This window comes from Pseudomonas sp. MAG733B, assembly GCF_036884845.1.
GTDB lineage: Bacteria > Pseudomonadota > Gammaproteobacteria > Pseudomonadales > Pseudomonadaceae > Aquipseudomonas.
Window position 1 is genome coordinate 2,223,055 of the sequence record NZ_CP145732.1, and the last position, 25,376, is coordinate 2,248,430.

General features: G+C 59.8%; 21 protein-coding genes. 14 read left to right on the forward strand and 7 right to left on the reverse strand.

The window, feature by feature from the left end; all coding sequences use genetic code 11:
* Positions 1 to 91 precede the first annotated feature (91 nt).
* Positions 92 to 1,276 (forward strand): thiolase family protein, encoded by a 1,185-nt coding sequence (locus V6Z53_RS10145; protein WP_338585367.1) that lies wholly within the window; start codon positions 92 to 94, stop codon positions 1,274 to 1,276.
* Positions 1,277 to 1,452: 176 nt separating this feature from the next.
* On the opposite strand, the gene V6Z53_RS10150 is transcribed toward V6Z53_RS10145, so the two are convergent.
* On the reverse strand, positions 1,453 to 1,647 hold the full coding sequence (locus V6Z53_RS10150) for a DUF6316 family protein (protein ID WP_338585369.1): 195 nt from the start codon (positions 1,645 to 1,647) through the stop codon (positions 1,453 to 1,455).
* 210 nt (positions 1,648 to 1,857) lie between these two features.
* Between V6Z53_RS10150 and V6Z53_RS10155 the strand changes: the two genes are divergently transcribed.
* Complete coding sequence (locus tag V6Z53_RS10155; protein ID WP_338585370.1) at positions 1,858 to 2,817, forward strand: DMT family transporter; 960 nt, start codon at positions 1,858 to 1,860, stop codon at positions 2,815 to 2,817.
* Between the two features lie 131 nt (positions 2,818 to 2,948).
* Here the strand turns inward: V6Z53_RS10155 and V6Z53_RS10160 are convergent, their stop codons facing one another.
* Positions 2,949 to 4,343 (reverse strand): class II fumarate hydratase, encoded by a 1,395-nt coding sequence (locus tag V6Z53_RS10160; protein ID WP_338585371.1) that lies wholly within the window; start codon positions 4,341 to 4,343, stop codon positions 2,949 to 2,951.
* 190 nt (positions 4,344 to 4,533) lie between these two features.
* Here V6Z53_RS10160 and V6Z53_RS10165 point away from each other — a divergent pair, with 190 nt between their 5' ends.
* From V6Z53_RS10165 to V6Z53_RS10195, 7 genes are all read left to right on the forward strand, one after another.
* On the forward strand, positions 4,534 to 5,058 hold the full coding sequence (locus tag V6Z53_RS10165) for a DUF2059 domain-containing protein (protein ID WP_150704430.1): 525 nt from the start codon (positions 4,534 to 4,536) through the stop codon (positions 5,056 to 5,058).
* 12 nt (positions 5,059 to 5,070) lie between these two features.
* A complete protein-coding gene (locus V6Z53_RS10170) occupies positions 5,071 to 5,370 on the forward strand; it encodes a BolA family protein (RefSeq protein WP_150704429.1) in 300 nt (99 codons plus the stop codon).
* A gap of 182 nt (positions 5,371 to 5,552) precedes the next feature.
* Positions 5,553 to 6,497 (forward strand): rhodanese-related sulfurtransferase, encoded by a 945-nt coding sequence (locus V6Z53_RS10175; protein WP_338585373.1) that lies wholly within the window; start codon positions 5,553 to 5,555, stop codon positions 6,495 to 6,497.
* Between the two features lie 36 nt (positions 6,498 to 6,533).
* A complete protein-coding gene (locus tag V6Z53_RS10180) occupies positions 6,534 to 7,136 on the forward strand; it encodes a DsbA family protein (RefSeq protein ID WP_338586475.1) in 603 nt (200 codons plus the stop codon).
* Positions 7,129 to 8,946: an ABC transporter ATP-binding protein gene (locus V6Z53_RS10185; protein WP_338585374.1), complete on the forward strand. Its 1,818-nt coding sequence runs from the start codon at positions 7,129 to 7,131 to the stop codon at positions 8,944 to 8,946. Before V6Z53_RS10180 ends, V6Z53_RS10185 begins: the two co-directional genes overlap by 8 nt.
* 186 nt (positions 8,947 to 9,132) lie before the next feature.
* Positions 9,133 to 11,589 carry an EAL domain-containing protein gene (locus V6Z53_RS10190; protein ID WP_338585375.1) on the forward strand — a complete coding sequence of 819 codons (2,457 nt, stop codon included), beginning with the start codon at positions 9,133 to 9,135 and terminating at the stop codon, positions 11,587 to 11,589.
* 44 nt (positions 11,590 to 11,633) lie between these two features.
* Positions 11,634 to 12,428, forward strand: a complete 795-nt coding sequence (locus V6Z53_RS10195) for an iron-containing redox enzyme family protein (protein WP_338585376.1) — start codon at positions 11,634 to 11,636, stop codon at positions 12,426 to 12,428.
* Positions 12,429 to 12,565: 137 nt separating this feature from the next.
* Here V6Z53_RS10195 and V6Z53_RS10200 read toward each other — a convergent pair whose 3' ends face one another.
* The 5 genes from V6Z53_RS10200 to V6Z53_RS10220 all read right to left on the reverse strand — a co-directional run bounded on the left by V6Z53_RS10200 (position 12,566) and on the right by V6Z53_RS10220 (position 17,545).
* A complete protein-coding gene (locus tag V6Z53_RS10200) occupies positions 12,566 to 13,492 on the reverse strand; it encodes a GGDEF domain-containing protein (protein ID WP_338585377.1) in 927 nt (308 codons plus the stop codon).
* Positions 13,493 to 13,854: 362 nt separating this feature from the next.
* A complete protein-coding gene (locus V6Z53_RS10205; protein WP_338585378.1) occupies positions 13,855 to 14,595 on the reverse strand; it encodes a YciK family oxidoreductase in 741 nt (246 codons plus the stop codon).
* A gap of 181 nt (positions 14,596 to 14,776) precedes the next feature.
* Complete coding sequence (gene mupP / locus V6Z53_RS10210; RefSeq protein WP_217873267.1) at positions 14,777 to 15,448, reverse strand: N-acetylmuramic acid 6-phosphate phosphatase MupP; 672 nt, start codon at positions 15,446 to 15,448, stop codon at positions 14,777 to 14,779.
* Positions 15,449 to 15,452: 4 nt separating this feature from the next.
* Complete coding sequence (ubiG, locus tag V6Z53_RS10215; protein ID WP_033055822.1) at positions 15,453 to 16,151, reverse strand: bifunctional 2-polyprenyl-6-hydroxyphenol methylase/3-demethylubiquinol 3-O-methyltransferase UbiG; 699 nt, start codon at positions 16,149 to 16,151, stop codon at positions 15,453 to 15,455.
* 59 nt (positions 16,152 to 16,210) lie between these two features.
* Entirely contained in the window at positions 16,211 to 17,545 is a 1,335-nt protein-coding gene (locus tag V6Z53_RS10220; protein WP_338585379.1) for a TRZ/ATZ family hydrolase, read from the reverse strand.
* Positions 17,546 to 17,653: 108 nt separating this feature from the next.
* Here V6Z53_RS10220 and mtnA point away from each other — a divergent pair, with 108 nt between their 5' ends.
* The 5 genes from mtnA (at position 17,654) to hisC (ending at position 25,351) form a co-directional block, all read left to right on the forward strand.
* Positions 17,654 to 18,730 carry an S-methyl-5-thioribose-1-phosphate isomerase gene (gene mtnA, locus V6Z53_RS10225; protein WP_338585380.1) on the forward strand — a complete coding sequence of 359 codons (1,077 nt, stop codon included), beginning with the start codon at positions 17,654 to 17,656 and terminating at the stop codon, positions 18,728 to 18,730.
* Positions 18,731 to 19,156: 426 nt separating this feature from the next.
* Positions 19,157 to 21,823 (forward strand): DNA gyrase subunit A, encoded by a 2,667-nt coding sequence (gene gyrA / locus V6Z53_RS10230; protein ID WP_338585381.1) that lies wholly within the window; start codon positions 19,157 to 19,159, stop codon positions 21,821 to 21,823.
* A 222-nt stretch (positions 21,824 to 22,045) separates the two neighbouring features.
* Positions 22,046 to 23,131, forward strand: a complete 1,086-nt coding sequence (gene serC / locus V6Z53_RS10235; protein WP_338585382.1) for a 3-phosphoserine/phosphohydroxythreonine transaminase — start codon at positions 22,046 to 22,048, stop codon at positions 23,129 to 23,131.
* On the forward strand, positions 23,131 to 24,225 hold the full coding sequence (gene pheA, locus V6Z53_RS10240) for a prephenate dehydratase (RefSeq protein WP_027620100.1): 1,095 nt from the start codon (positions 23,131 to 23,133) through the stop codon (positions 24,223 to 24,225). Before serC ends, pheA begins: the two co-directional genes overlap by 1 nt.
* A 13-nt stretch (positions 24,226 to 24,238) precedes the next feature.
* Positions 24,239 to 25,351, forward strand: coding sequence for a histidinol-phosphate transaminase (hisC, locus tag V6Z53_RS10245; protein WP_338585384.1), 1,113 nt, complete (start codon positions 24,239 to 24,241; stop codon positions 25,349 to 25,351).
* The last annotated feature ends 25 nt before the right edge of the window (positions 25,352 to 25,376 follow it).

Genomic DNA, 25,376 nt, shown 5'->3' on the forward strand with positions numbered 1-25,376 from the left:
CGCATACGCGGGGTGAATGATTGTCGCGGTCGGTAATTGGGTGGGCTTATGCTCGGTCCACTCTCAACCGACAACAACAATGAGGTATGCCATGCGTGAAGTGGTGATCGTCGACAGCGTGCGGACCGGCCTGGCCAAATCCTTTCGCGGCAAGTTCAACCAGACCCGTCCGGACGACATGGCCGCGCATTGCGTCAACGCCTTGCTGGCGCGTACCGGCATCGACCCGGCCAGTGTCGAGGATTGCATCGTCGGCGCCGGCTCCAATGAAGGCGCCCAGGGCTACAACATCGGTCGCAACGTCGCGGTGCTGTCGCGTCTGGGCATCGGCACCGCTGGCATGACCCTCAACCGATTCTGCTCGTCGGGTTTGCAGGCCATCGCCATTGCCGCCAACCAGATCGCTTCGGGTTGCAGCGATATCATCGTCGCCGGTGGCGTCGAGTCGATCAGCCTGACCATGAAAAGCGTCAACACCGATAACCTGATCAACCCGCTGCTCAAGGAACAGGTGCCGGGCATCTATTTCCCGATGGGTCAGACCGCCGAAATCGTCGCTCGCCGTTACAACGTCAGCCGCGAGGAACAGGATCTGTACGCTCTGCAAAGTCAGCAGCGCACCGCTCAGGCTCAGGGCGCCGGTTTGTTCGATGATGAAATCGTGCCGATGGCGGTGAAGTACCGCGTTGAGGACAAAGCCACCGGTCAGGTGCAGATTCTAGACGGCGTCGTCGATCGCGATGACTGCAACCGTCCCGATACCACGCTGCAAAGCCTGGCCGGCCTGAACCCGGTATTTGCCGAGGATGGTTCGGTGACGGCGGGCAACTCGTCGCAACTGTCTGACGGCGCTTCCATGACATTGGTGATGAGCCTGGAAAAAGCCCTGGCACTGGGCCTGAAGCCGAAAGCGTTCTTCCGCGGTTTCACCATGGCGGGCTGCGAGCCGGATGAAATGGGCATCGGTCCGGTGTTCTCGGTGCCGAAACTGCTCAAGGCCAAAGGTTTGCAGATTGCCGATATCGATTTGTGGGAACTCAACGAAGCGTTCGCCTCGCAGTGCCTGTACGCGCGCAATCGACTGGAAATCGACAACGACAAGTACAACGTCAATGGCGGCTCGATCTCCATTGGCCATCCGTTCGGCATGACCGGTTCGCGTCAGGTCGGGCACATTGTGCGTGAGTTGCAGCGGCGTAATCTGCGCTACGGCATCGTGACCATGTGCGTGGGTGGCGGGATGGGAGCGACCGGGTTGTTTGAGGCGGTGCGATAACTGCTTCGGGTTTTGTAGTGACTGTTCAATAGCTATCGCTAGCAGGCTAGCTCCCACAAGGGTCTTGTGAACGCCACAAATCCCCTGTGGGAGCTAGCTGTGCTCCCACAGGCATCTGATGGGCGACACAGATCCAGTGTGGGAGCTAGCCTGCTAGCGATGAAGGCGCCGCAATTTTACTGATTCACCACCAAGTTCTGCATCCGCTCAATGTAAACCTGAACCTCCCGCGCAGCCGCCTCTGCATTCGCAAACGGCCCTTCCAGGGTGTTTTCCCGGGTGCTGAAATACAACTCCCCATTCACCCGAGATAACCGGTCACTGCGAAAATGCAGGGCGGGGGCGTTGTCCTGGGCGCGCATGCCGTACATGGCGATCTCCTGAGGGGAATTGCTGTTGATGGATCCAATCAGGTTAGGCAACAAGCACTTGCCGCGCCTGGCGACCCGATCGACGGCACGACGCCAATTTCACGTTGCGACCTGCACAGTTTCATTCGCGGCCAGACGCCAACTGTCCCTGTGTGCTTCACGCCGGTGCGCCTAGAATGGCGGCTCAAGTCATCGGGTTGCGGGGTTTGCATGCACATTTCATCGGGTCGCTGGGTTTACGGACTTTTCCTGGCCTTGCTGACCGCGCTGCTGTGGGGAATCCTGCCGATCAAGCTCAAACAGGTGTTGACGGTGATGGACCCGGTCACGGTGACCTGGTTTCGCCTGATGGTGTCCGGTGGTTGCCTGTTCCTTTATCTGGCGGCGACCAAACGCCTGCCGAGCCGCAAAGTGCTGGGCCCGCGCGGCGGCTGGCTGGTGTTGATGGCGGTGCTCGGGCTGGTGGGCAACTATGTGCTGTATCTGATGGGCCTTAACCTGCTCAGCCCCGGCACCGCGCAACTGGTGGTGCAGATGGGACCGATCATGCTGTTAATCGCCAGCGTGTTTGTGTTCAAGGAGCGTTTCAGCCTGGGGCAGGGGATTGGGCTGCTGGTACTACTGATCGGTTTCGTCCTGTTTTTCAATCAGCGCCTGGCTGAGTTGCTGACGTCATTGAGCGATTACACCGCCGGCGTGTTGCTGGTGTTGTTGGCGTCCACGGTCTGGACTTTCTATGCGCTCGGGCAAAAACAGCTGCTGACGGTATGGAATTCGTTGCAGGTGATGATGGTGATCTACCTGTTCTGCGGGCTGTTGCTGACGCCGTGGGTGCATCCGCTGGAAGCACTGCAGTTGAACCCGTTGCAAGGCTGGCTGCTGCTGGCGTGCTGCATGAACACCCTGATTGCCTACGGTGCGTTTGCCGAGGCGCTGGCGCATTGGGAAGCGTCGCGAGTAAGTGCGACATTGGCGATCACGCCGTTGGTGACGTTTGGCGCTGTTGCCCTGGCGGCTTTGTGGTGGCCGGAGTATGTGCATGCCGAGACCATCAATGGCCTGGGTTATGGCGGGGCGATATTGGTTGTGCTGGGGTCGGCGCTGGTGGCGTTGGGGCCTTCGTTGATTGCCGGGCTCAAGGCGCGGAAGTTGCGGATGGCGGCCAGCTAGAACGCGTTATCGTTCATCGCGGGCAAGCCTTGCTCCTACAGGGATGGTGTCGTTCACGGAATATATGCACGACGCAAAACCTGTAGGAGCAAGGCTTGCCCGCGATGACTGACTATCAGGCACCGAAGACTTTAGCCCTTGGCCCCAGCCTCCAGCATATTCTCCGGCCGCACCCACGCATCAAACTCTTCATCAGTCAGATACCCCAACTGAAGTGCAGCCTCGCGCAAGGTCAGCCCTTCGCTGTAAGCCTTCTTGGCAATCTCCGCCGATTTGTCATAACCAATGTGCGGGTTCAACGCCGTCACCAGCATCAAACCTTGCTCCAGATGCTCAGCCATTTTCCCGGCGTCCGGCTCCAGCCCGGCGATGCAATGCTGCTGGAAGTTGCTGCAGCCATCGGCCAACAGGCGGATCGATTGCAGCAGGTTGTGGATGATCACCGGTTTGAACACGTTCAACTGCAAATGCCCCTGGCTGGCGGCGAAACCGATGGCGACGTCGTTGCCCAAAACCTGGCACGCCAGCATCGACAGCGCTTCGCACTGGGTCGGGTTGACCTTGCCGGGCATGATCGAACTGCCGGGTTCGTTGGCCGGCAGTTTCACTTCGGCGAAACCGGCGCGAGGCCCGGAGCCCAGCAGGCGCAAGTCATTGGCGATTTTCATCAGCGTCACGGCGAGGGTTTTCAGCGCGCCGGACAGCGTGGTCAGCGGCTCGTGACCGGCCAGGGCGGCGAATTTGTTCGGTGCGGTGATGAACGGCAGGCCGGAGAGGGCTGCCAGTTCGGCGGCGATCGCTTCGCCAAAACCATGCGGCGAATTCAACCCGGTGCCGACCGCCGTACCGCCCTGGGCCAGTTCACACACCGCCGGCAGAGCGCTGCGGATTGCCCGTTCGGCGTAATCGAGTTGCGCGATGAACGCCGAGATTTCCTGGCCGAAGGTGATCGGCGTAGCGTCCATCATGTGCGTGCGGCCGGTCTTGACCAGTTTCATGTGGCGCGCCGACAGCTCGGCCAGACCGCCCGACAACTCGCTGATCGCCGGCAGCAAATGCTGCTGCACGGCCTGTACAGCGGCGATGTGCATGGCGGTGGGGAAGCAGTCATTGGAGCTCTGGGAGCGATTGACGTGATCGTTGGGATGCACCGGCGACTTGCCGCCACGCGGGTTGCCGGCCAGTTCGTTGGCGCGGCCGGCGATCACTTCGTTGACGTTCATATTGCTCTGGGTACCACTGCCGGTCTGCCAGACCACCAGCGGGAACTGATCGTCATGCTGGCCTTCGAGCACTTCGTCGGCGGCTTGCTCGATCAGACGGGCGATGTCGGCAGGCAGATCGCCGTTGCGGTCGTTGACCCGGGCCGCGGCTTTCTTGATCAGCGCCAGGCCATGCAGCACCGCCAGCGGCATGCGTTCGTTGCCAATGGCAAAGTTGACCAGCGAGCGTTGCGTCTGAGCGCCCCAGTAGGCTTCATCCGGGACTTCAACCTGGCCAAGGCTGTCGGTTTCGATACGGCTCATCGGTCACACTCCTGTAGGTGATTGCGCAGTTTAGGCCGTGATCGACGGCCGGGGTTCCATCAGTCTCGATTCTGACCATTGAACCCCTCTAAATCAGGCGCGACAAGGCTTGGGGTTGAGTGACACACTTTTTTAGGCGCAGAATGGACGTCCTTGGGGTTTTACCTCGCCTGCTAGAAAAGGAAACTCGATGACTCGTCTTCGTGCCATCTGTACCGCGGTTGCATTGGTTTGTGCCAGCGGCCAGGTTTTTGCCGATACCGCCAGCCACAACGCCAGTGCCGAGGCTTTCCTGACCCTGGCGCATGCTGACAAATTGGGCACTCCGGTGTACATGCAGGTTCAGCAGATGTTTGCCCAGCGCTTCCAGCAAACCAAAGCCCCGGAATCGAAAAAAGCCGTACTGGAAACCTACCAGGCCAAGGCTAACGCCGCGCTGGACCAGGCCATCGGCTGGAACAAGCTGAAACCGGACATGGTCAAGCTCTACACCACCAACTTCACCGAATCCGAGCTCAAGGACCTGGTTGCGTTCTACCAGTCTCCACTGGGCAAGAAAGTCCTGGAAAAAATGCCGCAGCTGACCCAGCAATCGGCCCAGATGACCCAGGCCAAGCTGGAAAGCGCGGTGCCTGTGGTCAACAAACTGTTGGCTGACATGACTGCCGAGCTGGAGCCGAAAGGCGCCGCCGCACCAGCCAAGAAAAAGCCTTAAGCGGAGTTCGGTATGACCATGCAACAACGCATCGAATCGACGCTTGGCCTGCTTCAGCCCCAGCATCTGCAGGTGCTGGATGAAAGCCACATGCACAGCCGCGGGTTGCAAACCCATTTCAAGGCTGTGGTGGTCAGTGAGCAGTTCGAAGGCCTGAACCGGGTCAAGCGCCACCAGAAAGTCTACGGCACGCTCGGCGAGCTGATGGGCGAGTTCCATGCGTTGGCGCTGCATACCTACACGCCAGAGGAATGGGCACAGATCGACGCGGCTCCGGCCTCGCCAACCTGTGCTGGCGGCAGCAAGCACTGAGACCACCACCTGTAGGAGCACGGCTTGCCGGCGATGGCGATCTTGAATACGCCATCGCCAGCAAGCTGTGCTCCTACAGAGAGGGATATTTTTGTTAGACTGCAAAACGCGCCGCTCACCCGGCGCGTTTTTTTTCGCATCCGGTTCACCCCTTACGAGGGTAGCCACCTGGAGATTTACCCATGACACAACAGATTGTCGTGGCGGCACTGTATAAGTTCGTCACCCTGGAAGATTACGTCGCCCTGCGCGAGCCACTGCTGCAAGCAATGGTCGACAACGGCATCAAAGGCACGCTGCTGATCGCCGAAGAAGGCATCAACGGCACCGTGTCCGGCAGCCGCGAAGGCATTGACGGGCTGATGGCCTGGCTCAAGAACGACCCGCGCATGGACGACATCGACCATAAAGAGTCGTACTGCGACGAACAGCCGTTCTACCGCACCAAAGTCAAACTCAAGAAAGAAATCGTCACCCTCGGCGTCGAAGGCGTGGACCCGAACAAGAAGGTCGGCACCTACGTTGATCCGCAGGACTGGAATGCGCTGATCAGCGATCCGGAAGTGCTGTTGATCGATACCCGCAACGACTACGAAGTCTCGATCGGCACCTTCGAAGGCGCTATCGACCCGAAAACCACCAGTTTTCGCGAATTTCCCGACTACATCAAAGCGAACTTCGACCCGGCCGTGCACAAGAAGGTCGCGATGTTCTGCACCGGCGGCATTCGCTGCGAGAAAGCTTCCAGCTACATGCTCAGCGAAGGTTACGGTGAGGTCTATCACCTCAAGGGCGGCATCCTGAAGTACCTCGAAGAGGTGCCGCAGGAAGAAACCAAATGGCAGGGCGACTGCTTCGTGTTCGATAACCGCGTGACGGTTCGCCATGACCTGAGCGAGGGCGACTACGATCAATGTCATGCCTGCCGCACGCCGGTCAGCGTTGAAGATCGCACCTCCGAGCACTACGTGGCCGGTATCAGCTGCCCGCATTGCTGGGACACGCTGAGCGAGAAAACCCGTCGCAGCGCCATCGATCGGCAAAAGCAGATCGAACTGGCCAAGGCCCGCAACATGCCTCATCCGATCGGCTACAACTACAAGCAAGCATCATCTACCGAGGCCTGAATCATGTCTGCACGCCTGCTCTATGTGATGGACCCGATGTGTTCCTGGTGCTGGGGCTTCGCTCCGGTTGCAAGCGCATTGGTAGAGCAGGCGGCGGCCGCGGGCGTGGACGTGCATCTGGTAGTAGGCGGCCTGCGAACCGGCAGTGGCGCCGCGCTGGAACCGACCACCCGCCGCTACATTCTTGAACACTGGCAGGCGGTCACCGAAGCCACCGGCCAGCCGTTCAAGCGTGAAGGCGCGTTGCCCGACGGTTTCGTCTACGACACTGAACCTGCCTGCCGCGCGCTGGTGACCGCACGTCATCTGGCGCCGGATTGTGCATGGAAACTCGTCGGGCTGATTCAAAACGCGTTTTACGCCGAAGGTCGCGATGTCACCCGCGCCAGCGTGCTGGTGGAACTGGCTGAGCAGGCCGGTCTGCCGCGTATCGAATTCGCCGCCGCGTTCGACCGTGCCGACATGCACGCGGCGACGGCTGCCGATTTCACCTGGGTTCAGGACCTGGGCATTGCCGGTTTCCCTACCTTGCTGGCTGAGCGCAATGGTCAATTGGCGTTGCTGACCAATGGCTATCAGCCGCTCAGCGTGCTGTCCCCGCTGCTCGGCCGCTGGCTGGAGCGCGCTGCCTGTGCATGACCTGCCTGACGATGCCCCAACCGCGAAAGGTGTCGATCGGCTGAGCTGGGCGGAAATTCGTCGTCTGGCCCTGCACCACAAGAAATCCCTATGGATCGCCAACGGCGTAGCCGTGCTGGCGACCCTGTGCAGTGTGCCGATCCCGCTGCTGCTGCCGTTGCTGGTAGATGAAGTGCTGCTGGGCCACGGTGACGCCGCGCTGAAAGTCATGAACCTCGCACTCCCTGAGGTCTGGCAAAAAGCCGCGGGCTACATCGGTCTGATGCTGGTGGTGACGCTGGCCCTGCGTTGTGCGGCGTTGCTGTTCAACGTGGTGCAGGCAAAGTTGTTCGCCGCGTTGGCCAAGGACATCGTCTATCGCATTCGCATCCGCCTGATCGAACGCCTCAAGCGCATCTCGCTCGGTGAATACGAAAGCCTGGGCAGCGGCACGGTGACCACGCACTTGGTTACCGACCTCGACACACTGGACAAATTCGTCGGCGAAACCCTCAGCCGTTTCCTCGTCGCCATGCTGACACTGGTCGGCACCGCCGGGATCCTGATGTGGATGCACTGGCAACTGGCGCTGCTGATTCTGCTGTTCAACCCGCTGGTGATCTACGCCACGGTGCAGTTGGGCAAACGGGTCAAGCACCTGAAGAAACTCGAGAACGACAGCACTTCGCGCTTCACCCAGGCGTTGACTGAAACCCTGGATGCGATCCAGGAAGTGCGCGCCGGCAACCGTCAGGGGTTTTTCCTCGGCCGCTTGGGACAACGTGCCCGGGATGTTCGTGACTATGCAGTGAACTCGCAGTGGAAAACCGATGCGTCGAACCGGGCCAGTGGTTTGCTATTCCAGTTCGGCATCGATATTTTCCGTGCCGCCGCCATGCTTACCGTGCTGTTCTCCGACCTGTCCATCGGCCAGATGCTCGCGGTGTTCAGTTACCTGTGGTTCATGATCGGCCCGGTGGAGCAACTGCTGAACCTGCAATACGCCTATTACGCCGCCGGCGGGGCGCTGTCGCGAATCAATGAATTACTGTCCCGCGCCGACGAGCCGCAATACCCCAATGGCGTCGACCCGTTCACCGGGCGTGAGACCGTGGGTATCGAGGTTCAGGGCTTGAGTTTCGGATACGGTGATGAGCTGGTGTTGAACCAGATGAACCTGTCCATCGCGCCGGGTGAGAAGGTCGCCATCGTCGGCGCCAGTGGCGGTGGCAAGAGCACGCTGGTGCAGTTGCTGCTGGGGCTGTACACGCCGCTGGCCGGGACCATCCGCTTCGGCGGCTCGACCCAGCAAGAGATCGGCCTGGAAACCGTGCGGGAGAATGTCGCCGTGGTCCTGCAGCATCCGGCGCTGTTCAACGACACCGTTCGGGCCAACCTGACCATGGGCCGTGAACGCAGCGACGAAGCCTGCTGGCAGGCCCTGGAAATTGCCCAGTTACACGCCACGATCCGTGAATTGCCCAATGGCCTGGACAGTATCGTTGGCCGCTCCGGCGTGCGTTTGTCCGGCGGTCAGCGTCAGCGCCTGGCGATTGCGCGCATGGTGTTGGCGGAGCCGAAAGTGGTGATCCTCGATGAGGCCACCTCTGCGCTGGACGCCGCCACCGAATACAACCTGCACCAGGCGTTGGCGCGGTTCCTGAGCAACCGCACCACGTTGATCATTGCCCACCGACTTTCCGCGGTAAAACAGGCTGACCGCGTGCTGGTGTTCGACGGCGGGCAAATCGCCGAGGATGGCGACCATCAGCAACTGATCGCCGATGGCGGTTTGTACGCCAAGCTGTACGGTCATTTGCAGCAAATGTAGCCTACGAGGCCGAACGAATGAACGCTGTTTGAAGTCCGACAAAAACAATATCGTCACCGCTATCAATGGCCGTTTCAGCCCTTCTCGGGCGAGGCTCACCGCTTGCCCTGATCGCAATCGCCACCTAGTCTAGCGGTAGCGATTTCGTCCGGATGACGATCAAGCAGTGCTAATGCAAGGGACCTCATGAATCAAACGCGGACTCTCGGAACGCCACGGTTGTTGGGCATCGTCTGGCCATTTATCGCCGTTGTGTTGTTTCAAGCCCTGTTGGGCGGTGTCAGCCTGTACGTATTGTCGGCGGTTCGCGGCTATGTGGCCGGTGAAAGCCTCTGGTCCAAGGGTCAGAAAGACGCCATCTATTACCTCAATCTTTACGCCGACAGCCGTGACGAGGCGATTTTTCGCAAATACCAGGACGCCATTTCGGTGCCCCAGGGCGGTCATGAGTTGCGGGTGGCGCTGGATCAGCAGCCACCTGACATCGAGGCCGCACGACTGGCGATCCTCAAGGGCGGCAACCACCCGGACGACATATCCAGCCTGATCTGGCTGTATCTCAATTTCCGCCATTTCAGTTACCTCGAAAAGGCCATCGATCTCTGGACCGTGGGTGATGCGTATCTGGCCCGGCTCGATGACGTTGCGCGGGACATGCACCAGCACATTACCGCCACGCCGGCATCGGAGAGCGATATCCGGCGCTGGAAAGAACAGATTTTCGCGATCAATGATGAGGTGACGCCCGCGGCGAAAGCCTTTAGCGATGCCTTGGGTGAAGGTTCACGGGTGATTCTTCGCCTGCTGCTGGTCACCAACCTGGCCACCGCCCTGGGCCTGATTGTGTTGGCCTTGATGCGCACCCATAAACTGCTCAAGCAACGCCATGCCTTCGCCGACGCCTTGCAGCTAGAGAAAGACCGGGCGCAGATCACCCTGCAATCAATTGGCGATGGCGTGATTACCACGGACGTCGCAGGCGCCATCGCCTACATGAACCCCGCCGCCGAGGCTTTGACCCACTGGAAGGCCGAGCAAGCGACGGGTTTGCCGCTGGCAGCGCTGTTCAATCTGCTGGACGAGAACGCCCAGGCCGACGGTTCTACCTTGATCGAACGCATTCTGAGCGGTCAGCTCAGTGGCGGCAGCGAGCATTCCAAACTGATCCAGCGTCTGGACGGCAGTACGGTTTCGGTCACGCTGGTCGGTGCGCCGATCAGCAACGCCGGCAAGGTCAGCGGCACCGTACTGGTGCTGCACGACATGACTCAGGAGCGGCAGTACATCGCCAATCTGTCCTGGCAGGCCACTCACGATGCCTTGACCGGCCTGGCCAATCGCCGCGAATTCGAGTATCGCCTGGAGCAAGCGCTGCACAACCTGACGCGCCAGTCGGGGCGGCATGCCCTGATGTTCCTCGACCTCGACCAATTCAAACTGGTCAACGATACCTGCGGCCATGCGGCGGGTGACGAGTTGCTGCGGCATATCTGCGCGCTGCTGCAATCGGGGTTGCGCGAGGGCGATACCCTGGCCCGCCTGGGAGGCGACGAGTTCGGCATCCTGCTGGAAAACTGCGGGCCGGAGGCGGCGGAGAAAATTGCCGAGAACCTGCGCCTGACCGTGCAGAACTTGCACTTCGTATGGAAGGGCCGGCCATTCGTGACCACCGTGAGTATCGGTCTGGTCCATGTTTCGCAAAACCCGACCACCCTCGAAGCCTCGCTTCGTGCTGCCGACATGGCGTGCTACATGGCCAAGGAAAAGGGCCGCAACCGTGTTCAGGTCTATCACCCCGACGACTCGGAACTGTCCCTGCGTTTTGGCGAAATGGCCTGGGTGCAGCGCTTGCACATGGCGCTGGAAGAGGATCGGTTCTGCCTGTACGCGCAGGAAATCGCGCCGCTGGGCATCGATTCTGGCGGCGCACACATTGAAATCCTGTTGCGCCTGCATGATGAATCCGGGCGCATGATTCTGCCCGACAGTTTCATTCCGGCTGCCGAGCGCTATGGCCTGATGAGTTCCATCGACCGTTGGGTCGTGCAGAACGTGTTCAAGATCATTGCCCAATGCCGCGCTGAGAAACGCCACGGGCCGCTGGCCATGTGTGCGATCAATCTGTCAGGCACAACAATCGGAGACGAGGCGTTTCTGGACTTCCTGCGTGAACAGTTCGTTGCGTACTCGATTCCGGCTGAAATGATTTGTTTTGAAATCACTGAAACCAGCGCAATTTCCAATCTTGGCAGCGCAATTAAATTCATTAATGAACTCAAAGGGTTAGGCTGCCTGTTTTCGCTGGACGACTTTTGTGCCGGGATGTCTTCATTCGCGTACCTGAAACATTTGCCTGTAGACTTCCTGAAGATCGACGGGAGTTTCGTAAAGGATATGCTGGACGACCCGATTAACCGCGCCATGGTCGAGGTGATCAATCACATCGGCCATGTCATGGGTAAGCGTACGATTGCCGAGTTTGTCGAAACGCCTCAGATCGAGCAGGCATTGCTGGAGATCGGGGTGGATTATGCTCAAGGGTATGTCATTGAACGCCCGCAACTGTTTACCTGCGATAGCCTGCTAAGTCGTCCTGCCAGGCCTCAGCCTTTGTTGTTCAAGGCCCCTGGCACGTTCCGTTGAAATCTCTCGCTGATCTAATAATCACAATCAAAAGGAGCTCGACAGTGATCGACACATTCAACAGAACCGGACCACTCATGGAAGCTGCAAGTTACCCTGCCTGGGCCCAGCGCCTGATTCAGGATTGCAGCGAGAGTAAGCGCCGGGTTGTCGAACACGAACTGTATCAGCGCATGCGTGACAACAAGCTCAGTGCAAAGACCATGCGTCAGTACCTGATAGGTGGCTGGCCGGTGGTCGAACAGTTCGCGTTATACATGGCACAAAACCTCACCAAGACCCGTTTTGCCCGTCATCCCGGCGAAGACATGGCGCGTCGCTGGCTGATGCGCAACATTCGTGTCGAATTGAACCACGCCGATTATTGGGTGAACTGGAGCCGCGCGCACGGCGTGAGCCTGGAAGATCTACAGGCGCAACAGGTTGCCCCGGAACTTCACGCCTTGAGTCATTGGTGCTGGCACACCAGCTCGTCGGACTCGCTGATCGTGGCGATTGCCGCCACCAACTACGCCATCGAAGGTGCGACCGGAGAGTGGTCGGCAGTGGTCTGTTCCAATGGCGTTTACGCCGCCTCGTTCCCCGAGGAAGAGCGCAAGCGTGCGATGAAGTGGCTGAAGATGCATGCCCAGTATGACGATGCTCATCCCTGGGAAGCGCTGGAAATCATCTGCACGCTGGCGGGCATGAACCCGAGCATAGCCCTGCAAGTGGAATTGCGTCAGGCCGTGTGCAAGAGCTACGACTACATGTACCTGTTCCTGGAGCGCTGCATGCAGTTGGAGCATGCGGAGAAAACGCCGGTAGTCCGTGAAAGGCTGGAACTGGCTGAGAGCTGATCCAAAGGCAACACAAACCAAATGTGGGAGCGGGCTTGCTCGCGAAAGCGGACTGTCAATCAACTTCATCGTTGAATGTCAGATCGCATTCGCGAGCAAGCCCGCTCCCACATTGTTTTTGCAGTGTTGCTGAAGTTTTATCCCGCCATCGTCACCCGATTACGCCCCTCGCGCTTGGCGACGTACAACGCATTATCGGCCCGTCGCAACAGGCTCTCGGCAGACTCGCCGGGCAGCAGGGTCGAGCAACCCAGGCTGACGGTCAGCCCGATCGAGCGGCCATCGGCGAGGTATTCCTCGGCCTGTGCCGCAAACCGCAGACGCTCGCCGACCAGGGCGGCGGCTTCACGGCAGGTGTTGGACAACAGAATCAAAAACTCCTCGCCACCAAAACGAAACACCATGTCGACGTTGCGCAACTGGTTCTTGATCGAGGCAGCAACCGCCTTGAGCACGTCATCGCCGGCGCTGTGCCCGTGGTTGTCATTGATCTGCTTGAAGTGATCGATGTCCAGCATCAGCAGCGATAAAGGTTGCAAGTGGCGCCGGGACAGTTCGACTTCACGATGCAGCGTCTGGTCCATCGCGATACGGTTGCCGGTGTCCGTCAGTGGATCACGCAACGCACTTTGAGTGGCGGCGCGGTAGAGCAGGGTGTTACGCATCGGGTAGAGCAGCGCCGCCAGCAGTGACTCAAGGTTGCCCTGTTCCTGCTCACTGAAACGCTGGTTACGGCGAAACACCAGTTCACCTAAGTGCTCGCCTTCATGGCTGAGGCTGTAGCTGATCGAATGATGGCCACGTTGGCCGAACTCCAGGCGCAAGTCGCTACTCTTGTGCTCATAGCTCAAGGCATCAAGGGGGACGAGGCGCTGAATCTCGCGGAAGAACACACCGAGAATACGTTGTGGCTCAAGACTGGTTTGCAGTTGCATGCTCAATTGCTGGCGCAATTGCGCAAGGCTGACCGGCCTCTCCAGAGTGGGTTGCTGCTGACCAAAACCCAGGCGTTGCAATTTGGCGCTATCGAAGTCAATTGCGTTGGTCTGGGAAGGTGATTTCATATGGCGTGCGCCCTTGAGCAGTAAGGCTGTCTTACAAGCTGGGTGAGAGCGGCTTTGGGCTGCGCGTCAATACTGGTCCGTCAGTCCCGTAGGACATTTCGTACAAGTTTAATCTGCTTTGTAGAAGTTTAGGAACCTGCTGACTCCAGGCTCGCCCCGTTCGCTTTCACATGGTGTGTTTAAGCAAATGCAGAGCGAAAGTCGTGCCATTCGATTTGTTTTCAATAAATTCTTTATAAATCAAACGGTTGTATGTTGGTGTGCAATAGGTGGCGATTATTGCGACATAAGATTGACTGAAATTCGCCTTTGCCGGCGTGCCGCGACGGGAAGTCGGCGCGGCACAAATGCGACGTACGGCGTTACTGGGCGTTGAAAGCCTGGCCGTTGATACCGGTGCTGTCCGGACCCATCAGGTACAGATAGACCGGCATGATCTCCTCGGGCGTCGGATTGTTCAGCGGGTTTTCCCCTGGATACGCCTGGGCACGCATGCTGGTGCGAGTGGCGCCCGGGTTGATGCTGTTGGAGCGTACCGGCGCCACGGTGTCGACTTCGTCGGCCAGGGTTTGCATCAGGCCTTCAGTGGCAAACTTGGAAACGCCGTAAGCGCCCCAGTACGCGCGACCCTTGCGGCCGACGCTGCTGGAAGTGAACACCACCGAGGCATCCTGCGACAGCTTGAGCAACGGCAACAGGGTGCTGGTGAGCATGAACATGGCGTTGACGTTGACTTGCATGACACGCATGAAGTTTTCGCCGGACAGCTGTTCGATCGGGGTGCGCGGCCCAATGATCGACGCGTTGTGCAGCAAACCATCGAGATGGCCGAACTCGGTTTCGATCATCGCGGCCAGCTCATCGTATTGATGGGGCAGGGCGGTTTCCAGATTGAACGGGATCACCGCCGGTTGCGGATGGCCAGCGGCTTCGATCTCGTCGTAAACCTGAGTCAGGTTGGCTTCGGTCTTGCCCAGCAGCAGCACGGTCGCACCGTGGGCGGCGTAGGTTTTGGCCACAGCGGCACCGATGCCACGACCGGCACCGGTGACCAGAATGACCCGATCCTTGAGCAAATCGGGGCGGGCGGAATAATCAAACATATAGAACCTCTACACAATTAATGCGGGCACCGAACTGTGGCGAGGGAGCTTGCTCCCGCTCGGCTGCGAAGCAGTCGTAAAACCATTCAATGCGGTGTGCCTGAGAGACTGTGGTGGTAAATAGAGGGGCGCTTCGCACCCCAGCGGGAGCAAGCTCCCTCGCCACAAAATCCAATTCGGCTCAGCAGCTGCAAAGCGCGCTATCAAGCACCTTGCGCAACTCCAGCGGATGATCGACCACCACATCCGCCCCCCAATGCCGCGGATTATCGTCCGGGTGGATGTAGCCGAAAGTCACAGCAGCGGTCTTGGTCCCGGCATCGCGCCCTGACTCGATGTCGCGCAAGTCATCGCCCACGAACAACACGCTGGCCGGGTCCAGGTCAAGCATCTTGCAGGCGAGGATCAGCGGCTCGGGATCAGGCTTGCTGTTCTTCACGTGATCCGGACAGATCAGCAGCGCCGAGCGCTCGGCCAGCCCCAACTGCTGCATGATCGGCTCGGCGAAACGCAGCGGCTTGTTGGTGACCACGCCCCAGATCAGGTTGGCTTTCTCGATGTCGGCGAGCAGTTCGCCCATGCCGTCGAAGAGTTTGCTGTGCACTGCGCAACCGACCAGATAACGCTCCAGAAACTCCAGCCGCAGCTCCTCGAACCCGGGCGATTCCGGGTCCATGGAGAAGGTCACCGCGACCATCGCCTTGGCGCCGCCAGAGATCTCGTCGCGGATGTGTTTGTCGTTGATCGGTGGCAAGCCACGGTCGGCACGCATCGCCTGACAGATCGCGATGAAGTCCGGCGCGGTGTCGAGCAGGGTGCCGTCCATGTCGAAAAGAACTGCTCTGATACGCATCGGCTTACTCCTCGCGCAGGGTCTGGATCATGTAGTTGACGTCCACGTCGGAGGCCAGTTTGTAGTGCTTGGTCAGCGGGTTGTAGGTCAGGCCGATGATATCCTTGACGGTCAGGCCGGCCATGCGGCTCCAGGCGCCGAGCTCGGAAGGGCGGATGAATTTCTTGAAGTCGTGGGTGCCGCGCGGCAGCAACTTCATGATGTATTCGGCGCCGACGATGGCGAACAAATATGCCTTTGGATTGCGGTTGATGGTCGAGAAGAACACCTGGCCGCCCGGCTTGACCATGCGGAAGCAGGCGCGGATCACCGAAGACGGGTCCGGCACGTGTTCGAGCATCTCAAGGCAAGTGACCACGTCGAACTGTTCCGGCATTTCTTCGGCCAGGGCTTCGGCGGTGATCTGACGGTATTCGACGCTCACGCCGGATTCCAGCTGATGCAACTGAGCGACCGCCAGCGGCGCTTCACCCATGTCGATTCCCATGACAGTTGCGCCGCGCTGGGCCATGGCTTCGCTGAGAATGCCGCCGCCGCAACCGACGTCGAGGACCTTCTTGCCGGCCAGATTGACGCGTTCATCAATCCAGTTGACCCGCAGCGGGTTGATATCGTGCAGTGGTTTGAATTCGCTTTCGCGGTCCCACCAGCGATGGGCCAGGGCTTCGAATTTGGCGATTTCGGCGTAGTCGACGTTGCTCATGGTTTAAGTCCTCTAAAACTTGAAAAATCCTGTTGCCCCGGTGTTGAGTCCGGGGGGGCTTACGATTCGGTACGGCCGCTGATGCGCTGGCCCCAGGCCTTGGCTGTGGCGACCAGCTGTTGTTCATCCAGGCGCGTCAGGCGACGGTCGTCGAGCAGTTGCTTGCCGGCGACCCAGACATGTTTCACGCAGTCCCGGCCGGTGGCATATATAAGCTGCGAAACCGGGTCGTAGACCGGTTGCTGGGCCAGGCCAGAGAGATCGAACGCGACGATGTCGGCGGCTTTGCCGATTTCCAGCGAGCCGGTCTGGGTTTCGATCCCCAAAGCGCGGGCGCCATTCAGGGTGGCCATGCGCAGGGCGCGATGGGCGTCCAGTGCTGTAGCTGACCCGGCGACGGCTTTGGCCAGCAACGCAGCGGTGCGGGTTTCGCCCAGCAGGTCGAGGTCATTGTTGCTGGCCGCGCCATCGGTGCCCACGGCGACATTGACCCCGGCCTGCCACAAACGCTCCACCGGGCAGAAACCGCTGGCCAGCTTCAGGTTCGACTCCGGGCAATGAATCACATGGGTGTTGCTTTCTACCAGCAACGCCAGGTCTTCTTCGCTGATCTGCGTCATGTGAACCGCCTGGAAGCGCGGCCCGAGCATACCCAGGCGCGCGAGGCGGGCCAGCGGGCGTTCGCCGCGCTGTTCGACCGCTTGCTGCACTTCGAAGGCGGTTTCATGCACGTGCATGTGGATCGACGCATCGAGTTCTTCGGCGATCACGCGGATTTTTTCCAGGTTTTCATCGCCCACGGTGTAGGGTGCATGGGGGCCGAAAGTGATTTTGATGCGGTCGTGGTGCTTGAGATCGCCAAACAATTCGATGCCCTGACGAATGGCTTCGTCCGCCGTACTGGCGCCGGGGATCGGAAAATCAAGGATCGGGATCGCGATCTGTGCGCGAATGCCACTGTTGTGCACGCGCTCGCTGGCAACCTTCGGGAAGAAGTACATGTCAGAGAAACAGGTGATGCCGCCCTTGAGCTGTTCGGCGATTGCCAGGTCCGTGCCGTCGCGCACGAAATCCTCGTCGACCCATTCCGCCTCGGCAGGCCAGATGTGGTTTTCCAGCCAGGTCATCAAGGGCAGATCATCCGCCAGGCCACGGAACAGGGTCATTGCCGCGTGGCCGTGGGCATTGATCAGGCCGGGGCTGAGCGCCATGTCCGGCAATTCGCGGACTTCGCTTGCGTTAAGCTTCAGTGCGGCCGAGCGTGGGCCGATAAACACGATGCGGCCGTCGCGGATGCCCAGGGCATGATCCTTGAGGACAACGCCAGCGGGTTCGACGGGTACCAGCCAGGTTGGCAGCAATAACAGGTCGAGCGCAGCGGCAGTGTTCGGCATCGAGGGTCGGTTCCAGTGCTTTTGTAAAGGATGGCGAAGTATACCCGAGCGTCTTCGCGGGGGGATCGCTATAATCGGCGGCTTTTGTTCATGAGTGCGGGGTGTGGGATGCGCGATCGACTGTTGGCTGCGGAGAAGGTGAAGGCCATCGATTGGCGTGATGACGCCCTCTATCTGCTGGATCAGCGTATTTTGCCGTTCGAGGAAACCTGGATCGCCTACACCAGCGCGGCTGGCGTGGCCGAAGCCATTCGCTCGATGGTGGTGCGCGGCGCGCCGGCCATTGGCATCAGTGCAGCCTATGGCATCGTGCTGGCGGCGCGTGCCCGGATTGCCGAAGGTGGCGACTGGTACGCGGCGCTGGAAGAGGATTTCGCGCTGCTGGCCGACTCCCGTCCCACGGCGGTCAACCTGTTCTGGGCGCTGGGCCGCATGCATGATCGGCTCGATCGCCTGAAAGACAATGTCGATCCGCTGGTGGCACTGGAGGCCGAGGCGATCGCCATTCACGAAAGTGATCGCGAAGCCAACCTGACCATGGCGCAATTGGGTGTGGACCTGATCCGCAAGCACCAGGGCAATGCCCAGGCGATCCTGACCCATTGCAACACCGGCGCACTGGCCACCGGCGGCTTCGGCACGGCGCTGGGGGTGATTCGCGGCGCGTTCATCGAAGGCATGGTCGAACGCGTTTACGCCGATGAAACCCGTCCGTGGCTGCAAGGTTCGCGGCTGACCGCGTGGGAATTGGCCAACGAAGGCATTCCGGTGACCGTTAATGCCGACTCCGCTGCCGCCCACATCATGAAGACCAAGGGCATCACCTGGGTCATCGTCGGCGCTGACCGAATCACCGCCAATGGCGACGTCGCGAACAAGATCGGCACCTATCAACTGGCGGTCAATGCCATGCACCACGGCGTGCGCTTCATGGTAGTGGCGCCGAGTTCGACCATCGACATGCACCTGGCCAGTGGCGACGACATCCCGATCGAAGAGCGTGACGGTCGCGAATTGCTGGAGGTTGGCGGCAAGCGGGTCGGGGCGGATGTCGATGCCTTTAATCCTGTATTCGACGTGACCCCGGCGGACCTGATCGATGCCATCGTCACCGAAAAAGGCATCGTCGAGCGCCCGGATACAGCGAAAATGGCGCAGTTGATGTGCCGCAAGCGCCTGCATTGATTAGCCGTGGCGTTCGAAAGGACGCCATCGCCAGCAGGCTGGCTCCCACAGGATTTGTGATCGACACGGGTCGATGTGGGAGCCGGCCTGCTGGCGATGAGGGTCTGAAAGTCAATAAACATCCGTAATCCGGCCCCAGATTCTGCATTCGCAGCAGCTCTAAGCCTCTCTCGTCCCCCTCAAGCCTGTCACCGGTCAACTAACTACTCTCCATGCGCATCTAGGGGATAGGTGCGTGGCGGCTCTTGTGATAACATCCGGCGGTTTCCAAGGTTGCCCCACGGGGTGACCTTCACTGCGCAGATCCATGGCATAACTCGTTGATTTGTCGTAAGTCGGTACATGGCACTCAGCCTGTATCGGCGAGCTTCGTTGGTCCCATATGGATGTGACGAAGTTTCACCAGAAAAAGGAATCAGGCTTCTCATGGGCGAACTGGCCAAAGAAATCCTCCCGGTCAATATCGAAGACGAGCTGAAGCAGTCCTACCTCGACTACGCGATGAGCGTAATTGTCGGGCGGGCACTGCCGGATGCGCGCGATGGCTTGAAGCCCGTGCACCGGCGTGTGCTGTTCGCGATGAGCGAGCTGGGCAACGACTTCAACAAGCCGTACAAGAAATCTGCCCGTGTTGTCGGTGACGTGATCGGTAAGTATCACCCGCACGGTGATACCGCGGTGTACGACACCATCGTTCGGATGGCGCAGCCATTCTCCCTGCGCTACCTGCTCGTAGACGGTCAGGGCAACTTCGGTTCGGTTGACGGCGACAACGCCGCGGCCATGCGATACACCGAAGTGCGCATGACCAAGCTGGCGCACGAGCTGCTGGCTGACCTGCACAAAGAAACCGTGGACTGGGTGCCGAACTACGACGGCACCGAAATGATCCCTGCGGTCATGCCGACCCGTATTCCCAACCTGTTGGTCAACGGCTCCAGCGGTATCGCCGTGGGCATGGCGACCAACATTCCGCCGCACAACCTCGGTGAAGTCATCGACGGTTGCCTGGCGCTCATCGACAACCCTGAGCTGACCGTCGACGAGCTGATGCAATACATCCCCGGCCCGGACTTCCCGACCGCCGCGATCATCAACGGTCGTGCCGGCATCATCGAAGCCTACCGCACTGGTCGCGGCCGCATTTACATGCGCGCCCGCTCGATGATCGAAGACATCGACAAGGTCGGTGGCCGTCAGCAGATCGTCATCACCGAACTCCCATACCAGCTGAACAAGGCGCGTCTGATCGAGAAGATCGCCGAGCTGGTTAAAGAGAAGAAACTCGAAGGCATCACCGAACTGCGCGACGAGTCCGACAAGGATGGTATGCGCGTCGTGATCGAGCTGCGTCGCGGCGAAGTGCCTGAGGTGATCCTCAACAACCTCTACGCCCAGACCCAGTTGCAAGCGGTATTCGGTATCAACATCGTTGCGCTGATCGATGGCCGTCCACGGATCCTGAACCTCAAGGACCTGCTGGAAGCCTTCGTTCGTCACCGTCGCGAAGTCGTTACCCGTCGTACCGTGTTCGAGCTGCGTAAAGCACGCGAACGTGGTCACATCCTTGAAGGTCAAGCGGTTGCCTTGTCGAACATCGACCCGGTCATCGCCCTGATCAAGGCCTCGCCAACGCCATCGGAAGCCAAGGAAGCGCTGATCAGCACGCCTTGGGAATCCTCGGCGGTAGTGGCGATGGTTGAACGTGCTGGCGCCGATTCGTGCCGTCCGGAAAACCTCGATCCGCAATACGGTCTGCGTGAAGGCAAGTACTTCCTGTCGCCGGAACAGGCGCAAGCCATTCTGGAACTGCGTCTGCACCGCCTGACCGGTCTGGAACACGAAAAGCTGCTGGCCGAGTATCAAGAGATCCTCAACCAGATCGGCGAGCTGATCCGCATCCTCAACAGCGCCACGCGCCTGATGGAAGTGATCCGCGAAGAACTGGAAGTGATCCGCGCCGAATACGGCGACGTGCGTCGCACCGAGATCCTCGACGCCCGTCTCGACCTGACCCTGGGTGACATGATCCCGGAAGAAGAGCGCGTCGTGACCATTTCCCACGGTGGCTATGCCAAGACCCAGCCGTTGGCTGCGTACCAGGCACAGCGTCGTGGCGGTAAAGGCAAATCGGCGACCGGCGTCAAGGATGAGGACTACATCGCTCACCTGCTGGTTGCCAACAGCCACACCACGCTGCTGCTGTTCTCCAGCAAGGGCAAGGTGTACTGGCTGAAAACCTACGAAATTCCAGAAGCATCCCGCGCCGCCCGTGGTCGTCCGCTGGTCAACCTGCTGCCGCTGGATGACGGTGAATACATCACCACCATGCTGCCGGTCGAGGAATACACCGAAGGTCACTACATCTTCATGGCGACCGCCAACGGCACCGTGAAGAAGACCCCGCTGGAATCCTTCAGCCGTCAACGCAGCGTCGGCCTGATCGCGCTGGAGCTGGACGAAGGCGACGTATTGATCAGCGCGGCCATCACCGATGGCGAGCGTGAAGTCATGCTGTTCTCCGACGGCGGCAAAGTGACTCGCTTCAAGGAATCCGACGTTCGCGCCATGGGCCGTACCGCTCGCGGTGTGCGCGGCATGCGTCTGCCAGAAGGGCAGAAGCTGATTTCCATGCTGATCCCGGAAGAAGGCAGTGAGATCCTCACCGCTTCGGCGCGTGGCTACGGCAAGCGTACGGCGATCACCGAGTTCCCTGAGTACAAGCGTGGCGGCCAAGGCGTTATCGCCATGGTCAGCAACGAGCGCAACGGCCGTCTGGTCGGCGCGGTGCAGGTACTCGACGGCGAGGAAATCATGCTGATTTCCGACCAGGGCACGCTGGTGCGTACCCGTGTCGACGAAGTCTCCAGCCTCGGCCGTAATACCCAGGGCGTGACCCTGATCAAACTGGCCAAGGATGAAACCCTGGTCGGCCTTGAGCGGGTTCAGGAACCGTCGGAAGTCGAGGGCGAAGAGCTCGAAGGTGCAGAGCTTGAAGGTGAAGAGGGTGCGGAATTCGAGGGGCATGTGATCGATGATGCCGCCGAAGACCAGCAACTCGACGCTGCCGCTGACGAAGAACCACAGGAATAATCGGGTAAATGGGGGGCGGATGAAAATTCGCCCCCTTGTTGTTTGTCCGTACGGAAATATCGACGCCCATGAAGATCCTTGTGGGAGCGGGCTTGCTCGCGAAAGCGGAGTATCAGGCGACATCGTTGCTGAATGTCAGTACGCCTTCGCGAGCAAGCCCGCTCCCACATGAGATTGGCGCCGACTGATATGTGATACCACCAAATCAGAGCGAGATTGGATGTGAGCAAGAGAGCCTATAACTTCTGTGCCGGTCCTGCGGCGCTTCCCGAAGCTGTCCTGAAGCGCGCCCAGGGTGAACTCCTTGATTGGCACGGCAAAGGTTTGTCGGTCATGGAAATGAGCCATCGCAGTGATGAGTTCGTGTCCATTGCCACCAAGGCCGAGCAGGATCTGCGTGATCTGCTGAATATCCCCTCGAACTATAAAGTGCTGTTTCTGCAGGGTGGCGCCAGCCAGCAATTTGCTCAGATTCCTCTGAACCTGTTGCCGGAAAACGGCACTGCCGACTATATCGACACCGGTATCTGGTCGCAGAAAGCCATCGAAGAAGCTTCGCGTTACGGCAACGTCAATGTTGCTGCTACCGCCAAGCCTTACGATTACTTCGCCATTCCCGGCCAGAACGAGTGGAAGCTGTCCAAGGACGCGGCCTACGTTCATTACGCACCGAACGAAACCATCGGCGGCCTGGAATTCCAGTGGATTCCGGAAACCGGCGACGTTCCGCTGGTGGCCGACATGTCTTCCGACATTCTCTCGCGTCCGGTGGATGTCTCGCGCTTCGGCATGATCTACGCCGGCGCGCAGAAAAACATCGGCCCGAGCGGCATCGTGGTCAACATCGTGCGCGAAGACCTGCTGGGTCACGCCCGTTCCCTGTGCCCGACCATGCTCAACTACAAGGTCGCGGCCGATAACGGCTCGATGTACAACACCCCGCCGACCCTCGCCTGGTATTTGTCCGGCCTGGTGTTCGAATGGCTGAAAGAGCAGGGTGGCGTCGAAGCCATCGGCAAGCTCAACGAAGTGAAGCAGCGCACGCTGTATGACTTCATCGATGCCAGCGGCCTCTACAGCAACCCGATCAACAAGTCGGATCGCTCGTGGATGAACGTGCCGTTCCGCCTGGCGGACGACCGGCTGGACAAGCCGTTCCTGGCCGGTGCCGACGAGCGTGGCCTGCTGAACCTCAAAGGTCACCGCTCCGTGGGCGGCATGCGCGCCTCCATCTATAACGCCGTCGACATCGTTGCGGTCAACGCACTGGTTTCGTACATGGCAGAGTTCGAGAAGGAACACGGCTAATGTCTGAGCAAGAACTCAAGGCACTGCGCGTTCGCATTGATGCTCTGGACACCAAGGTGTTGGAGCTGATCAGTGAGCGTGCGCGCTGCGCCCAGGAAGTCGCGCGAGTAAAGATGGCCTCGCTGGCCGAAGGCGAAGTGCCGGTGTTCTATCGTCCTGAGCGCGAAGCTCAGGTGCTCAAGCGTGTCATGGAACGCAACCAGGGGCCGTTGGGCAACGAAGAGATGGCGCGGCTGTTCCGCGAAATCATGTCCTCGTGCCTGGCGCTCGAGCAGCCGCTGAAAGTGGCTTACCTCGGCCCTGAAGGCACCTTCACCCAAGCCGCTGCCATGAAGCACTTCGGCCACGCCGTGATCAGTAAGCCGATGGCGGCGATCGACGAGGTGTTCCGTGAAGTGGCGGCCGGTGCGGTGAACTTCGGCGTGGTGCCGGTGGAGAACTCCACCGAAGGCGCGGTCAACCACACCCTCGACAGCTTCCTCGAACACGACATGGTGATCTGTGGCGAAGTCGAGTTGCGGATTCACCACCACCTGTTGGTTGGTGAAAACACCAAGACCGACAGCATCAGCCGCATCTATTCCCACGCCCAGTCGCTGGCCCAGTGCCGCAAGTGGCTGGACGCCCATTACCCGAATGTCGAGCGCGTGGCGGTGTCCAGCAACGCCGAAGCGGCCAAGCGGGTCAAGGGTGAGTGGAACTCGGCGGCGATTGCCGGCGACATGGCGGCCGGCCTGTACGGGCTGACCCGTCTGGCCGAAAAAATCGAGGACCGTCCGGATAACTCCACGCGTTTCCTCATGATCGGTAATCAGGAAGTGCCGCCGACCGGCGACGACAAGACTTCGATCATCGTCTCCATGAGCAACAAGCCGGGTGCACTCCACGAGTTGCTGGTGCCGTTCCACGACAACGGCATCGACTTGACGCGCATCGAGACCCGTCCGTCGCGCAGCGGCAAATGGACCTACGTGTTCTTCATCGACTTTGTCGGCCACCACCGTGATCCGCTGGTAAAAGGTGTGCTGGAAAAGATCAGTCAGGAAGCAGTAGCACTCAAAGTGCTGGGTTCCTACCCGAAAGCAGTTCTCTAAGGGGCGGTAGCAAATGAGTGGCAATTTCCTCGCTCTGGCACAGCCGGGCGTGCAACAACTTTCGCCTTACGTTCCGGGCAAACCCGTGGACGAACTGGCTCGCGAGCTGGATCTGGATCCGGCCAGCATCGTCAAACTGGCGAGCAACGAAAACCCGCTGGGCGCCAGTCCGAAAGCGCTGGCAGCGATCCGTGACGCGCTGGCCGAGCTGACTCGCTACCCGGACGGCAACGGTTTTGCACTCAAGACCCTGTTGGCCGAGCAATGCCGCGTCGAGCTGAATCAAGTGACGCTGGGTAACGGCTCCAACGACATTCTTGAGCTGGTGGCGCGCGCTTATCTGGCGCCGGGCCTGAATGCCGTGTTCAGCGAGCACGCCTTCGCGGTCTATCCGATCGCGACTCAGGCGGTCGGCGCGCAGGCCAAGGTGATTCCGGCCAAGGATTGGGGGCATGACCTGCCTGCAATGCTGGCTGCGATCGATGCCAATACCCGAGTGGTGTTCATCGCCAACCCGAACAACCCGACCGGCACCTGGTTCGGCGCCGAGGCGCTGGACGAATTCCTGCAGGATGTTCCGGAACACGTGCTGGTGGTGCTGGACGAGGCCTACATCGAATACGCCGAAGGCAGCGACTTGCCGGATGGTCTGGATTTCCTCGCGGCTTATCCGAATCTGCTGGTTTCCCGTACCTTCTCCAAGGCCTACGGCCTGGCATCGCTGCGCGTCGGCTACGGCTTGTCCACCGCCGTGGTTGCCGATGTGCTGAATCGCGTGCGTCAGCCGTTCAACGTCAACAGCCTGGCCCTGGCCGCTGCTTGCGCAGCGTTGAAGGACGAAGAGTACCTGGCTGAAAGTCGTCGCCTGAACGAATCTGGCATGCAGCAACTGGAAGCGGGTTTCCGTGAGTTGGGGCTGGGCTGGATTCCGTCCAAGGGCAATTTCATCTGCGTTGATCTGGGGCGCGAAGCGGCTCCGGTCTTCCAGGGCTTGCTGCGCGAAGGCGTGATTGTGCGTCCGGTGGCCAACTACGGCATGCCGAACCACTTGCGCATCACCATCGGGTTGCCGGCGGAAAACAGCCGCTTCCTCGAGGCGCTGACCAAGGTTCTGGCTCGTGGTTGATGTCACTGCACTGCAATCTGCTGAA